We start from the raw sequence: 13,342 nt of genomic DNA on the forward strand, positions 1-13,342 counted from the left end.
TTCTTTTTAAATTCAGGGGTGTAACTCTGTGGCATAATGTGTACCTCTTTTCTTTATAAGATTGATTATATCTTATTAGCCACTCCTGTTACAACATTAGTATAGCACTTCACTCCTCATACTCTACAAAACAATCTGCGAATGCCCGATAGTCCCCCTCATCCATCCGAGGGTGCTCCTTACCAAAAAACAGGGCATAAAAAATCGCTTTTACCTGGTAGGGATCTACTTCTTCGGCTTCTGTCATACCATTAATTTCATTTAACACCCCATCCAGTTTTTCAAAACTGTCCTGCATATTTTCGATGTACATCCGATACTCTGCTGGCACCTTTGAGGACAAATACCCTCCATGAAAGGACAGCTGGACAGCAGAAATGTTATGGTCTACAGTCCCAGAAAGCGTGCACATAATCATGGTGGCAATTAAAATAACAGGGGTTACTAATGCTGCAATAACAGAAAAAACCACAGTCCGCCCATTCCGGTCAGATAGGGTAAGCGCTACCAGTTTTGCTGTCACAGCGGCAGCTGAGACGGCCATAAAATCACTCCTTCCACACTTTTTATCGAGATATTCATCTGACGCATCAGGATTTATTTCATTCCATCATAGCCCCCCATATGAAACAGGCTCTGCTGATAGAAGTCTCCCTCTCTTTCCTGTTTCTGTACAAGCTGATAAGCATGTTCGATTGCGTCCTCCAGAAACTGGGTTTCAAACCCTGCCGTTTCGTACCCTTGCCAGATTACATTGGAATAATAGTCAGAGGGAATTCCAAATGAATGCCCTGGTGTCATCACATAAACCATGGCCGGAACAATTTTTCCATCCAGTTCAATCTCCAGCATCTGCTTATCATAGAAATTCGGATACCCTTCATAAAGATCCAGCGATGCCTCGTCTTTCTTCTGAATCTCCCAGACCAGTACCGGCACAGTACTCCCTGCTTTAGGTTCTACGGTTGCCACAGCCCCCCTGCGGCCTCCCCGAAATAACAGTTCGTAATCCTTTAATTCACTCTTTCCTACTACCTTCGCAGTCGGACAACGAAATGCCATCTGCTCCAGATTCAGATTGCTCCCATAGGCAATATAAAGTCTTTGTTTTCCTTTCAATTTGCTTCCTCCTGTCACATTCGCATACAAAAAGCCGTGGATTCCTGTGCTTCCCCAGCTGATTCTAATTCCTCAATTGGATGAATGGTTTCCTGTCTCTGGATCCGTTCTGCCAATTCCTTCTCCCGCTTCTGTCGCATTCTTTCCTTTTGTGCTTCCGCCTGAGCCGGATCCTTCCAGGCAATACAGCCCGGCAGATTTGCCAGCAGATGTTGACGAGCTGTGGCGAATTCTTCCCCATTTAATCCTAGCCGTAAAAGCCAAGTGCGGAATGTATACTTCTCATTGCTGGTCTGAGTTTTTCTTCTGCTGGCGCAGGACTGATTCAGCGCTTGGGCGCCAATCGCCAGACAAAACTGGATATAGGCCTTAATCTTGCCTGCATGAAGCGTCCCATTGAACAGACGAAATTCCACTGTTCCTTTCTGAAAAACAGAATGAAGGTTCAGACAATGATAACGGCTGTCATCATAATGCTGGTCTCTGCGGCTCTCCCCGTTATACCAGATCCGTTCCACTGCCTCCATACTCTTTGGTTTTCTTCTGTTTAATTCTTCCAAAAATCGTGTGTCTACTGGCTGACACCACCGGTGCTGCCGATCCACGGACACCCCCAGAGCTTTATAGATCAGATCTTCCTTGGCTGCCATGATATTAGTGATATTACGAAGGGTTCTGGCATCAAACGGTTCCGCATTGATATGCACATGGATACCGCAGCTTCCATTCGTCAGTGCCCCATGCTCTTTCAGCTTCCGGATGATCTCCTGAATCGTCACAATATCCTCATAGCGACAGATGGGACTTACCATCTCCGTCTGATATTCTCTCCCTGCATTAATCTTTCTCCCATTCGATTTTTTCTGCGCTGTTATACTCCCATCACTCATAAACTTCCACTGCCGCCCCTCCGTGTCAATGGCTGCATAGGTATCGTAATAGGTTCCCAGATATTTGACTCTAGTTCCAAAATACTCTGCCGTTACTTCAGCCGCTTTCGCACGGGTAATGCCGGTCATCTCAATCTCAATGCCAAATTTCTGCTCCTTTAACTCCATTCATAGTCTCCCCTTTTAGCGTCCTCCTGCCTTTCCGAACAGTCTGGCTTTGTGTTCCGGGGCATTTACCATTAAGTTATATCGCTCATTTCCACATTTATACAGGCAGACTCCCCGTTGTGGATACCGGATCAGGTTATACTCACTATCCTCCAGCTGCAGGGTATCCGTATAAAACTTGGCATCAATGCTCCCCGCATTGAACAGAAACTGATGCGTCGGGATGGAAAACAGCGGCTTGGTATACTCCCTCACGCCATCCAGATTAAAATCCTCTAGGTTCTGGCTGGCTATGATAACTGCAGAATCTTTTTTTCGCACACGCTTCATAAAATTTCTAACATACTCTACTGCAGTCAGGTTGGAAAGGAACAGATAAAACTCATCCAGACTGGCTGCCGTATTGCCTTGTGTCAAAAGAACATCGCTCATAAACGAAAGCACATTAAAAAGCAATGCATTTTTAAGGCTCCTGCTGGCCTGTAACAGTCCTTTTACCCCAAAGGTAATGAAGCCATCATCGGTGATATTGGTATGTCCATTAAAGAACTTGCTCTCAGCTCCCACACACATAGAATTCAGCCCAAGAAGAATACTCTGAATCATTTCTGCTGTATAAAGCTGTCTTCTGTTTTCGTCAAATCCCTGATATTCTTCCTCAATGAACGCATAAAGATCGGAGAGAACTGGGTAATCCTCCGCAGCCAGGCATTCAAAATCACTTTCGTCTGTAATCCCCCATCTGGTATATAACTTCTGCAGCATGATCTCAATCACATCGATTTCCCTGTCGGAAAAATCCTTGTAGCTTCGGAAAAAGTCCTTTAAGAAACTGATATGCTGGGATAATCTGGACCGGATGCGAAAGGTCTGAGGTGCATCCAGATCCTCCGGGCTTCCCGCTTCGTCCCAGGTTTTCGGTTCCAGAGGGTTGATAATGAACTCCCCGCTCATTAAGTCGATAAAACACCCTCCCAGATTATTGGTCAGATCTTCATACTCCATTTCCGGATCCAGAGCGCAGATATGCATTCCGGACTCCCTTAAATTCGTCAGCAGCAATTTAAGCAGATAGCTTTTTCCCTGTCCGCTGTTTCCCAGAATCAGGATATTGGCATTCGTCTTATCATCTGCTCTCCGGTTAAAATCCACCAGTACATTACTCCCAAATTTATCTCTCCCAATATAGAACCCGTGAGGATCCGTCTTTCCTGAATAGTTAAAGGGATACAGATTCGCCACACTGCTGGCCGGAAGCACTCTCTCAAACTGATCCTTAAACAGGTTATAACCGCTTGGCATTACACACCGGAACCCCTGTTGTTGACGGAGGATCAGTCGGTCTACATTCAATTTTGATCGGATCAGTTCCGTTAGTACTTCTGTCTGAAGAAGCTTCAAATGCTCCAGATCATGGGCACACAACTCCAGATATACTGCCGTATGGAGGAGGGGTTCTCGGTTGCGATGCATCTGGGCTACGATGGTAGTTACATCCTGTAAATTACTTTCAGCCAGAACAGTCTGCTGTAAATCACTGGTATTGCTCCGATCCATCCGGTTTTTGTTGGCTGCATTACTGATGATCTTCCGCTCCTCAACGGGTGTCACATGACGGGTATAGATCCGCAAGGTTACACCATCTTTCTCCCCTAAATGTGAGAGAATTGCCTGCTCTTCCGTAGCAGTCGGGTACTCCCGCAGTGCCCAGACACAACGATAGGTGTTACCACAAATAAAATGATCTGTTTCAAATTTAATGACAGACGGGGCAATCATATCCAGAAATTCCTGGATACGCACATTATCTTCCCTGTCATCAACTGCTGTTCTTCCTTTTTTCAAGTCATCTCCTCCTCACTCTAAATCTCTGGTATGATCCACCGCTCCCCGTCAAAGTCTTCAAACTTCTCTGTGGTCACGTTCTGCTCATAGTAAACAGCCAGGATACGTTTGATATCCTCTTTATCTGCCCGTTTAACAGAAAAACTCTGTTCCTTCAGGGATTTTTCAATCCTGGAAAGGTACGGAAAAATATCCGATTCCTTTTCATCTTTTAACCGCAGCATAATCAGAAATTCACGGGCTGTCGCCATCTGCACCTGAATCCGGTCCAGATGGGTCTGATCCTGTTCCAAAAGACGGCGTATGACTGGATTCTCTTCCTGCTCCATCTGACTTTTCAGAAACCGCTTGTTGTCTTCAAAACTTTCCCTGCTGTTTAGACACAGCATCTCAATCTCTGCCACTCCTTTTAGTACAGTCATAAGAGCATAGATTCTTGCCCCGACACTAGATTCGGACAAAACAGAAATATTCGTTGGTTTTACAATAAAATACACCAGCTCCCCCTGTCCGTAGGTCACCAGACTGTAGTCTGTAATCTCCTTTGCACCAATGAACTGTCGTGTGGAGAGGCGCTTCTCTGCTTCTTTTTTCGCTTTTCTTTTCTCCCTGCTCATTCATACCTCCACTCAAAAAATTGCTGACGCATAAAAAAATACGCACAGGCATACCGGATAAAATCCAGAATGCTGGTATCTTCAAAACGGATCGTCAGAAATCCATATACCCCTGTCAGAACACAAGGGAACATAAATCCCGCCTGCGTAGCTGCTAAAATGGAGACCAATCCGCAAATACCAAGAATCCCAATGTCCCGAAGCTGCCATAACCAAAGTGTTGCTTTTGATTTCAAATGGTCCGGATAAATATACAACCGATCACCTCCAAATAATAACCGCCGGCATGATGAAGCTCTGCCGGCGGTATGTTCGATCCTTCCTCTTATTCAGTTTCCTCAAGTTCTGCCTTTCCCCCCTGCCTCCTGCATCTCTCCAGATACTACATGTTCTTCCTGCGAAAGTACATCTTCAATCAGTCCGATCACAAATTCTTTCTGGCTCTGTCCTGTCTTTTTGAGGTATTTTTTTAACCTCTGAAAAAACTCCTCTGATACCTGAAATGCCAGTGTCCTGGTTCCGTTTGCCATCTCTCTTTCTCCCTTCTCAAAGTGGTCTTTTAGAATCCGTTCCATATACTCGTTCAGCTTGATTCCCCATTCTTCCTGTTCTTCCCGCACTTTCTTATGCAGGGATTCTGGAATCATGGCGCATAAATTTTTCTTACGCTCTTCCATTTGACTCTCCTTTCCTCGTTTTTACAAGCCAAGTATATCCATAAAGAGATGAGATAGCTATGACGATACCCAACAAAGATTACCTGAAAACGGAAGCAGAACTACCAATCTTATGGTTCTTTCTCCTCCTTCATCTTCCGCAAAAAATAAGCGATACCACGGAGAACAAAATCCACACACGGTATCGCTACGCTATTCCCAAGAGCTTTGTAACGGGCACTGTCCGAGGCACCAGGGATATCTGTCCAGTGATCCGGAAAACCCTGTAACCGTTCACACTCCAAAGGCGTCAGCCTCCGGATCAGTCTCCGGTTCTCAACAATACATTTATCTTCGCTGACATATTGATTATTAATCCCCTTATGATCTGTATATCCAATGGTTCCTACCGTATTCTGATACGGCTCACACACCAGATCCGTAGCATCCTTATGCTGTCTGGCGCTCTGAGTCGCTGTTACCCGATTTTGCAGAAATTCATCACTTCTCTGGCGGCTGAACACTGCATGACGGTCTGCGCTCGTAAGAGTATAGGAAATATCCGGCTGGCATCCCAGACCATTTCCTCCATTTTGTACTTCCCGATCAATGATATTTCCGGCAATACAATAACTCTCCGGCATATCTGAGACCAGTGGGACATTGTTTCCTCCTGTTCCATACCGGGCTGACATGGTAGGGGCCACCTCATGCGGACCTGTATATCTGGCATCAATCCCGTGATTCTCAAACAGAATCTGCTGATTGTTCCCGCCGGTTTCTGCCTCCTCTGTAAGAGCTGGATCCGGAGTTTCCTCTGTCCCAGCACTCCCCTGCTGGATGCCCATCACCACAGGCGGATGACCACTCATCCCTGCCCGCAGGGTTGCTGTTACATCGACCGAAACATCCATACGCTCTCCTCCTTGGTCATTGAGGCACAGACACTCTTCTTCTTTTTCTGCACTTTCAAACTTCCTCATCCCCTCTGCCACAAAGGTCTGCATCTGCATATTGGTCGTTGCCATCAAAGCTCCGGATATTCCGTTGAGGTTGATCGTTTCTTCCCTCTGATTAATATGAAACGCAAAAATATCCACCTGTTTTTCCTCTGCTACTCTACTCCCGCCTGAATCCGCAGAGCTGTTTCCAGCTGTGGTGGTAACTCCTTTCCCCTGACCTTGGCCCTCCGCAGGATCCCCAAGCAGGCGTTCCTGCTCAAATAATATCTTTGGTGCGGTGAGTCCTCCAAAATCTGCGACAAGGAAGATTCTACGGCGGCGCTGGGCGACTCCCCAGTATTGAGCATCCAAGACTCTCCAAGCCAGGCTGAATTGATCTCCCAAAATGGCAGCCCCAGCAGATTCCCAGCGCCCGGTGTCAGGTCGAGGCACATGACAGGTACTGTCCTTGATATGGACAATCTCCTCGATGACCGCCCGGAAATCTTCTCCATTTGCGGAGCTGAATGCTCCAGGGACATTTTCCCAAACGAGGTATCGAGGTCGAATAAAGTCATCTGATACCCCTCGTCTTTCATCCTCTGCTCTCATCTCCTTTACTATGCGTACCTGGTCCATAAACAGACCGGAGCGCTCCCCTGCCAATCCTTTCCGTAATCCGGCTACTGACAAATCCTGACAGGGGCTGCCTCCGCAGATTACATCCACAGGCGGCAATTTTGCTCCATCCAGTTTTGTAATGTCCCCTACATGGATCATATCCGGAAACCGAAGTTTGGTTACCCTCATGGGAAACGGTTCTATCTCACTGGCCCATACCGGCACACCTCCACAGTGAACTGCCGCCAAAGGGAATCCTCCAATCCCGTCAAACAGGCTCCCCAGTGTCATCATCCGCCCATCTCCATTCCCTTTTGTATCGGTACTTCACATAGTTCCCATCCAATCTCCTGTTCGCTGACCTGTCTAAGCGGAATCTGAAGCTGCCTTGCTGCACGGATTTCCTGCTCCATTCCTGAAGACAGTTCACTTCCACACACCCAGACTTCCTCACACGCCTTCAAAATCCGAAGCCCCATATCTGTTCCCAGCTTCCTCTCTTCTGGGACTCCATCATCCAGCATCTGCGGATATAGCAGATGGGAGGCAATTGGCGTAACCCCCTGGTTCATGGCATAACGACAGGCTGCCTTTGCAAATGCTACATTCCGCTCAACATCTCCAGAATACGGAGATGCAATATACACCAGTTTGTTGCGTTCCATCCTTCACCGTCCTCTCTACTTAGAAACCACTTGCACAACCGTCCTTGTTAGGTTCATAGCTCCCTGCGCTGCATAGACTGCTCCCATCACATTTGCTTTGGTTCCCGTTTCCAACCCAAACTGTCCCGCAATCCGCGGAATCTCACCTGCCGATAACATAAGTCCCAGACCAAGCAGTGCCTGATCCTTAACGACCATCAGACCTGCGATCAGGACCGTCGCCTGTAAAAATGCGGTCAGGCACAGACCGATTACCTGCTTGCACCAGCCAACAAATCCATCAATATATCCCCTTGGCACACTGAATAAATAAAGGCTCCCTACTGCAATCTGGATCAGAAGGATCCCGCCCCGTTTTAAGTTCGCAAAGAACACTTTGATTACCGCATAACCCATGAGGATCAAGAGAAAGATCATAAAAATCGGGCTGCTGATACTTCCGATTCCACCAAAAACTCCAGATATAGCAGCTTCTTGCCAGGTAGCAGCATCCTGAAGAGACTGCACAATCCCTGCCGCAACTGTCCCAATATCTTCTCCCAATCCTGTAATACCAGCTGTAAAACTCCCCTGAAGTGAAATACTGAGCTTATAAAGCTCCACTGGAACAGTCGTAAACAGGCTGGCTGCCAGGAATCCCTTGATTACATTCAGGGCAGTATCGCGTATGCTTCCCCTGCCATTCTGATATTCAATTCCGCATTCAAAGGCTGCCACTACGATTCCCGTCACATAAAGTGCCCATGCCAGATAATAAAAAAGAAGCACAACAGACTGTACCCAGCTCATTTCGAACAGTTCAGCCCCCATGCTTCCCATCTGCATGAAAAAATCCCCCAGAAATCCAACAATCTGACCATACAGCCAGTCAATGATCTGTCCCAGAACCGTGTCTGCAACAAAATCCCAGATAAACAAGTTTTAACCACCTCCCCTTAACACATCTTCTGTCCCATTTGCATAGCTTCCTCCGGTTCCTGAAACACTTGCAGATAGGTCTTTACCGCTTCACTGAGTACTTTATAATCCTCTTTTCCGGGCTGATATACATACCAGCCGATCTCCTTTCCATAGGACCAGATATGGGGATTTACCCCGTCGCGGAAGTTGGGATTAGTCGTTTTTTTCAGACCCCACACATCTCCAAATTTCACAACCATGCTGTCGATCGTTCCTTCATTCCGATTCAAAAGGGTCACTTTCAATCGGTCATAATGATCCGCAACCATGCCTGTCTGAAAGTTGATTTTGACACGGATCTGATCCGTCAGCCTTCCATAACAACAATTCCCGACAAACCTTGGTTCTGAAAAGCTCGCTCCCGTTCCAAACATTTTTTTTAGTTCCCTTTCAAAAAATGTCATGCTTTCCTCCTCCGACCTATGTGGGTTCTCACGTTCTTCCCCTTCTTTCTTTCCTGCCATTTTTCCCGGTTCCACCTTCTGGCAAATGCTTCCTGTCCATAATGCAACTGTTTCTCCCTCTCTTGTAAGCAGTTCATCCATCCTTCCAATCAGTTTTTCCATATGCGCCTGCCAGTGCTTCCAATCCCGTTCCTGAAACCAGCCGCCCCACAAAACTCCCGACTTCTCCTGCTCTTTTGCACATTTACGGCTGTAAAAAAGAGTTTCCGACAGATATTCCCTTACCCACTGAAGGGATTCTTTCGATGCTGTAAAAGAAGACAGGGAGGAAAACTTCTTATCCCCCCTGATTCCATCCAGTGCAGAAAAATCCTTCTCCTGGAATTTTACAATTAGTTCTGCCACTGCCATTGGGCTTGTATGAGACACCCCTTCTGACACTTCCGGAGGGGCATTCCAAGAATCTGCCTTCAGCCAGGCAAGCATCTGCCGGAGTTCTACATCCCCTTGTTCCGGAAGATGTTTCCGTATGAGACTGATGGCATCCAGTCCAGCATCGGACTCAAACGCAGTAATTCCCCAACATCCCATGATATACCTCCTAAATTCCAAGAATCTGCCAGATATAAAGCGGTGCAGTCAGTGTAAATACCAGACAGGCAAACAGAATTGCCGGTGCTGCCCATTCAAACTGCCCATGTTTCCGATAATCAAAGTATGCCGTTCCCAGTTTTCCAAAAAAGAACACGGCAAGGATCAGATCTATGGCTGGAAATACAACATGATCGACAACTGTTTTAATCTGTTGGGATGCCGTCTGCCAGGTTCCCTCAATCGCCCCGGCCACGTCCCCGGAAGCCGCATATGCCGGCATACAGATTAGGCTTGCGAAAACTGCGGCTGTACAAACAGATGTTATGATTTTCTTTGTTTTCATTAAAGTGTTCCTCCTATTCCTGTGTAATTTCCTGCAAAAACTCCCCCTACTCTGGGTTCTGCGGTGCGATGTGCCAGTCACTCCATAGGTTTCCGTCAATGGTAATGGAATCGGTCAGATTCATGGAAAGCATCCCAGCCGGTGTCCAGCAATCCAACAACCAGGTATATGGCGTATAGCTTCCATCCGGATACCAAATTGGTGTAAAATGCGTTCTCCTCTCATAGGTACTGTAACCATTTTTCTTAAACTCATGGGTCATATCATAGCCGCCATTCATCCGTTCCAAAAGCCTCCAAAACCTCTCATACTGAAATTCCGGAAAATAAGTCACCGCATTCTGCGCAGATGTCACTGCAGAACTCTGATTGGTGCTGACATGAGTTGTTACCTTTTCCTGGAATCCATAACCGGATTTCATCGTCCTTCCCGTAGCGGTAGGGGACTTTTCATCGGTTGTAATTCTCATATCTGCAGTCAGGCTTGCGGAGTATCGGTCCAGGTCAAACTCCCACCAGCCATGGTCACACCAGTACCCGTCATCATCCTCATCCCCGCTGTGCCATACCCAGTATTCCCTCCACCATGGCCTCCACACACCCCAGGATGCAGAGGTTACTTCTGCATTGGAAGGAACCGAAGGTCTTGTAAACCCGTCATTCCGGTCATCCGCATTGGGATCTGGCGGTGGATTTTCATCCAGATCCACAACCTTGATGTGAAGAGTTCCTTTACTTGTTCCTCCTCCGCCCCGCACACGAACGGTCATCGTCATAGTCTGAGGCTGCTCCGGTGTTGTCCAGCGGATCCAAGCCAGCTGACTGTCGCCGGACGGATAATATACCTCTCCCACCTCGTAGCTTCTTCCTCCTACGGAAAATGTTACGGATACCGGATGATCCGGATCACTCTGTCCTCCGCTTACCTCTACTGCCGTAATCACTTCCGTGTTAGTCCTATACTCATAATCATAGGTCGTGATCTCCGGTTCCTCTGGTGGCACATCCCGAAACCGTACAATGCCAAGTCCCAGGGAACTTTTTATTTCACTGTTGGAACGGATTCCCGATGTAGGACCTCCCCAAGCCGGATATCCCAGATCCGGTGTTTCCAAAAACATAGAAAGTGGTAGATTCTGAAATGCCACTGTTGGAAGGACAGCACGAAGCCCACCACTTAACATCTCATCATAGAGCGCTGCCTCTGTTGCTGTAACTGCAATCAGGGTTCCCTGAAATTTAAGAAAACTGATCGGCTCCAATAAGAGCCTATACTCCCCTCCCACCAGTGTGTCAAAATCCATTCCAGTCAGTCCTGCAATGCTGCGCACCACCTGTTCATCTGTAAAATAACTTTTAATCTGCTCAATATTTGCCTGCCCCAGACTTTTCGAGCTGATGATTCTGGGTAGAGACTGTGCCGGATTTACATACTCATATGGATTGGTATCAATCATCAAAGCACTTCCTCTGATATAAGACATTTTACTGACTTTCCCAAAGGAGTAGGCAATATTCGGATGCTTGTTTGTTAAGTCAATCGGTCTTGTTACCGGATCATGGCTCTCTGCCCGAATGACAGTAACCCGCACCCCTTCATTTCCCGGTGACCAGGAATTCTGACTGGTCCCCTGTCCCATACTTCCGCCGCCCCCATCAAGATTTCCGTCCCCTACTGCATAAACCTGGATGGAGAGTATCAAAGACAGTAAGATTGAGACTATGAAAAACACACATTTCTTCTGTTTCAAGTATCCTCCTTTCCAACCACAGGAAGCCTTGTTTCCTTCCCTGGTATCTGGGAAAAGAAAAAACACCACATTGATGTGGTGCTTCTTCTTTCTGTCTTAATCCATAATGCCAATCTTATTCCCATTTTCATACATATCTTCTGCTGCAGTTCCAGAGCCTCCTCCTCCATGGTTTTCTACCCAGCCGAATCCTGGAACATAGATCTGGTTCCCGGAAGTATCTCCTGCCTGCGGCTGTTCCGGATCTGCTACCGGTTCGGACGGTTTTTCTACCGCTTCATGATCCACGGGAACCGGAGGGGTATCCTGCTTTGTACCATCTGGTTTTTGTGTTGGATCTGTCAGGATCTCCTTGCTTGGCGGTTCTGGTTTAGTTGGTTTTGGTTGGATACTCTGCGTTGTCTGATCAGTCTGTGGCGACCGGCTGTCCACCGCCTGAGTGTCTGTTTCCTGATTTTCTCCGATTCCTGGATGAATCACAAGGCTCTCTTCTTCTCTGGATACTACTTTACTTTCCTCTTCCTTCTTTTCAAAATCTCCAGGATCTACAATCAATTCTGTTTCCGTCTCCCCTGTTCCTGGCAGAACATCTTCACCGGACGGTTTCGGACCAAACTGCATTCCAATGGCAGCGATCAGGCCGATTCCTATGAGCACGCCGCCCAAAATTGCCAGATTCTTTTTCATCTTCTCTGTCAGTTTCATGATTCTGCTCCTCCTTTATCCTGTTTTCTGTTTTGTTATGCACAACATACTATACAATCCTCTCAAAGTCCAGGTCATTCCCTAGAACACCTCTGTATATCCAGCCTGTACCTTCAATGTGATCCACATGGATGGAAGAATCCGGCCGCCAAACCGAACTGGAACCTCCAGTCTAACAATGGCATCTGCCTCAAACCGCTGCGCATGGGCTGGATCCGATGGGGCCAGAGGTGCATTCCGAAGCGTCACTTGCAGGCTATCTATGGCAAACTCCATTGCAGTTCCAGTATCCGCATACTTTACATGCCTGCCACCAGACAATTGGGTCCCTATGGTTTCATCCAGATAATCATAAATGTCCCCTTCATTCAGATCTTCTTCCCAGCTTCCCTCTCCAAAGGGAACATAGCTGCCAGAATATCCCTCCCTGACTCCATGATACACACCTGCATAATTATCATTGACTGTGGAAATGACAGCATCCTCCACGGCTTCCCGCACACCTGCCGCAATGACTTGAAGCCGGAAATACTCACTAATCCCACACATCAGAATAATCAGCGAAAGAACAATCCCGATGGTCATGGGAAATGAGGAGGCTCGACTGTCTCTCAGTATCTCTTTCATCCGTTTCCGCAATCCCTCCACCTCATTTCCAGTAAACTTCTGATTTTCCAGCTGCCTGTGCGCGAAGCGTAACCGGAAAAGAAGCAAACTCGCCAAACAGACCGATATTTGTATCCATCGTCAGGGTAACGGTAACCTCTTCATTTAACTGGATTCTTCCATGACTGGACCACAAAATGTCCGGATGAAGCCCTGTTTTTTCCGACAGCACAGCGGCACGGCGGCTTGTCTCTGCACCTACGCGCCCGCTTACCTCTGCTTCACGCACCAGTTCTGTAGCAAAGGTATCCAGCTGCTGTTTCTGAATAAAAACCGGAAGCACGCGCATGGCAAGGGCAAGCACCATGACCGCACACAAAACCAGCACGATCACATCCACATATCCTTCGCCCCGTCTTTCTGACAGCGCTCTCCATAAACGATGACTCCTCATCCTC

General features: G+C 47.3%; 16 protein-coding genes. All 16 read right to left on the reverse strand.

Features of this window, described 5'->3' with window-relative positions; genetic code table 11:
* Positions 1-109: 109 nt before the first annotated feature.
* Positions 110-544 carry a hypothetical protein gene (locus tag OCV69_RS14040; protein WP_262563167.1) on the reverse strand — a complete coding sequence of 145 codons (435 nt, stop codon included), beginning with the start codon at positions 542-544 and terminating at the stop codon, positions 110-112.
* A gap of 53 nt (positions 545-597) precedes the next feature.
* The gene (locus OCV69_RS14045; protein WP_416782827.1) at positions 598-1,062 is read right to left on the reverse strand and encodes a gamma-glutamylcyclotransferase family protein; all 465 of its coding nucleotides are present in this window, start codon (positions 1,060-1,062) and stop codon (positions 598-600) included.
* Positions 1,063-1,133: 71 nt separating this feature from the next.
* Positions 1,134-2,177 carry an amidoligase family protein gene (locus OCV69_RS14050; protein WP_158359842.1) on the reverse strand — a complete coding sequence of 348 codons (1,044 nt, stop codon included), beginning with the start codon at positions 2,175-2,177 and terminating at the stop codon, positions 1,134-1,136.
* A 15-nt stretch (positions 2,178-2,192) separates the two neighbouring features.
* Entirely contained in the window at positions 2,193-4,022 is a 1,830-nt protein-coding gene (locus tag OCV69_RS14055; protein ID WP_002593803.1) for a VirB4 family type IV secretion system protein, read from the reverse strand.
* 17 nt (positions 4,023-4,039) lie between these two features.
* The gene (locus OCV69_RS14060) at positions 4,040-4,639 is read right to left on the reverse strand and encodes a hypothetical protein (RefSeq protein ID WP_002593804.1); all 600 of its coding nucleotides are present in this window, start codon (positions 4,637-4,639) and stop codon (positions 4,040-4,042) included.
* Complete coding sequence (locus OCV69_RS14065) at positions 4,636-4,896, reverse strand: hypothetical protein (protein WP_038292378.1); 261 nt, start codon at positions 4,894-4,896, stop codon at positions 4,636-4,638. Before OCV69_RS14065 ends, OCV69_RS14060 begins: the two co-directional genes overlap by 4 nt.
* Before the next feature lie 81 nt (positions 4,897-4,977).
* The gene (locus OCV69_RS14070; RefSeq protein ID WP_002593806.1) at positions 4,978-5,316 is read right to left on the reverse strand and encodes a hypothetical protein; all 339 of its coding nucleotides are present in this window, start codon (positions 5,314-5,316) and stop codon (positions 4,978-4,980) included.
* A gap of 110 nt (positions 5,317-5,426) precedes the next feature.
* A complete protein-coding gene (locus OCV69_RS14075) occupies positions 5,427-7,151 on the reverse strand; it encodes a DNA cytosine methyltransferase (protein ID WP_002593807.1) in 1,725 nt (574 codons plus the stop codon).
* Positions 7,148-7,522: a DUF7768 domain-containing protein gene (locus tag OCV69_RS14080; protein WP_158359840.1), complete on the reverse strand. Its 375-nt coding sequence runs from the start codon at positions 7,520-7,522 to the stop codon at positions 7,148-7,150. The genes OCV69_RS14075 and OCV69_RS14080 overlap by 4 nt, the downstream gene beginning before the upstream one ends.
* A gap of 15 nt (positions 7,523-7,537) precedes the next feature.
* Positions 7,538-8,440 (reverse strand): conjugal transfer protein TrbL family protein, encoded by a 903-nt coding sequence (locus tag OCV69_RS14085; RefSeq protein WP_118584659.1) that lies wholly within the window; start codon positions 8,438-8,440, stop codon positions 7,538-7,540.
* A gap of 17 nt (positions 8,441-8,457) precedes the next feature.
* The gene (locus OCV69_RS14090) at positions 8,458-9,477 is read right to left on the reverse strand and encodes a DUF4259 domain-containing protein (protein WP_158359838.1); all 1,020 of its coding nucleotides are present in this window, start codon (positions 9,475-9,477) and stop codon (positions 8,458-8,460) included.
* 10 nt (positions 9,478-9,487) lie between these two features.
* The gene (locus OCV69_RS14095; protein WP_002593811.1) at positions 9,488-9,823 is read right to left on the reverse strand and encodes a DUF3852 domain-containing protein; all 336 of its coding nucleotides are present in this window, start codon (positions 9,821-9,823) and stop codon (positions 9,488-9,490) included.
* Positions 9,824-9,869: 46 nt separating this feature from the next.
* Positions 9,870-11,573: a DUF8193 domain-containing protein gene (locus OCV69_RS14100; RefSeq protein ID WP_158359852.1), complete on the reverse strand. Its 1,704-nt coding sequence runs from the start codon at positions 11,571-11,573 to the stop codon at positions 9,870-9,872.
* A 96-nt stretch (positions 11,574-11,669) separates the two neighbouring features.
* The gene (locus OCV69_RS14105) at positions 11,670-12,278 is read right to left on the reverse strand and encodes a DUF6550 family protein (RefSeq protein WP_055650603.1); all 609 of its coding nucleotides are present in this window, start codon (positions 12,276-12,278) and stop codon (positions 11,670-11,672) included.
* An 81-nt stretch (positions 12,279-12,359) separates the two neighbouring features.
* Positions 12,360-12,905 carry a hypothetical protein gene (locus OCV69_RS14110; protein ID WP_158359836.1) on the reverse strand — a complete coding sequence of 182 codons (546 nt, stop codon included), beginning with the start codon at positions 12,903-12,905 and terminating at the stop codon, positions 12,360-12,362.
* Positions 12,906-12,927: 22 nt separating this feature from the next.
* Positions 12,928-13,338 (reverse strand): DUF4320 family protein, encoded by a 411-nt coding sequence (locus OCV69_RS14115; protein ID WP_002593815.1) that lies wholly within the window; start codon positions 13,336-13,338, stop codon positions 12,928-12,930.
* Positions 13,339-13,342 lie beyond the last annotated feature (4 nt).

Origin of the sequence: Alitiscatomonas aceti, assembly GCF_025567195.1 — a bacterium.
GTDB classification, from domain to species: Bacteria; Bacillota; Clostridia; order Lachnospirales; family Lachnospiraceae; genus Alitiscatomonas; species Alitiscatomonas aceti.

Coding starts and splice junctions, on each gene's coding strand:
- OCV69_RS14040 (WP_262563167.1), bottom strand. CDS start 544: ATGGCCGTCTCAGCTGCCGCTGTGACAGCAAAACTGGTAGCGCTTACC.
- OCV69_RS14045 (WP_416782827.1), bottom strand. CDS start 1,062: ATGGCATTTCGTTGTCCGACTGCGAAGGTAGTAGGAAAGAGTGAATTA.
- OCV69_RS14050 (WP_158359842.1), bottom strand. CDS start 2,177: ATGGAGTTAAAGGAGCAGAAATTTGGCATTGAGATTGAGATGACCGGC.
- OCV69_RS14060 (WP_002593804.1), bottom strand. CDS start 4,639: ATGAGCAGGGAGAAAAGAAAAGCGAAAAAAGAAGCAGAGAAGCGCCTC.
- OCV69_RS14070 (WP_002593806.1), bottom strand. CDS start 5,316: ATGGAAGAGCGTAAGAAAAATTTATGCGCCATGATTCCAGAATCCCTG.
- OCV69_RS14075 (WP_002593807.1), bottom strand. CDS start 7,151: ATGATGACACTGGGGAGCCTGTTTGACGGGATTGGAGGATTCCCTTTG.
- OCV69_RS14080 (WP_158359840.1), bottom strand. CDS start 7,522: ATGGAACGCAACAAACTGGTGTATATTGCATCTCCGTATTCTGGAGAT.
- OCV69_RS14090 (WP_158359838.1), bottom strand. CDS start 9,477: ATGGGATGTTGGGGAATTACTGCGTTTGAGTCCGATGCTGGACTGGAT.
- OCV69_RS14095 (WP_002593811.1), bottom strand. CDS start 9,823: ATGAAAACAAAGAAAATCATAACATCTGTTTGTACAGCCGCAGTTTTC.
- OCV69_RS14105 (WP_055650603.1), bottom strand. CDS start 12,278: ATGAAACTGACAGAGAAGATGAAAAAGAATCTGGCAATTTTGGGCGGC.
- OCV69_RS14110 (WP_158359836.1), bottom strand. CDS start 12,905: ATGAAAGAGATACTGAGAGACAGTCGAGCCTCCTCATTTCCCATGACC.
- OCV69_RS14115 (WP_002593815.1), bottom strand. CDS start 13,338: ATGAGGAGTCATCGTTTATGGAGAGCGCTGTCAGAAAGACGGGGCGAA.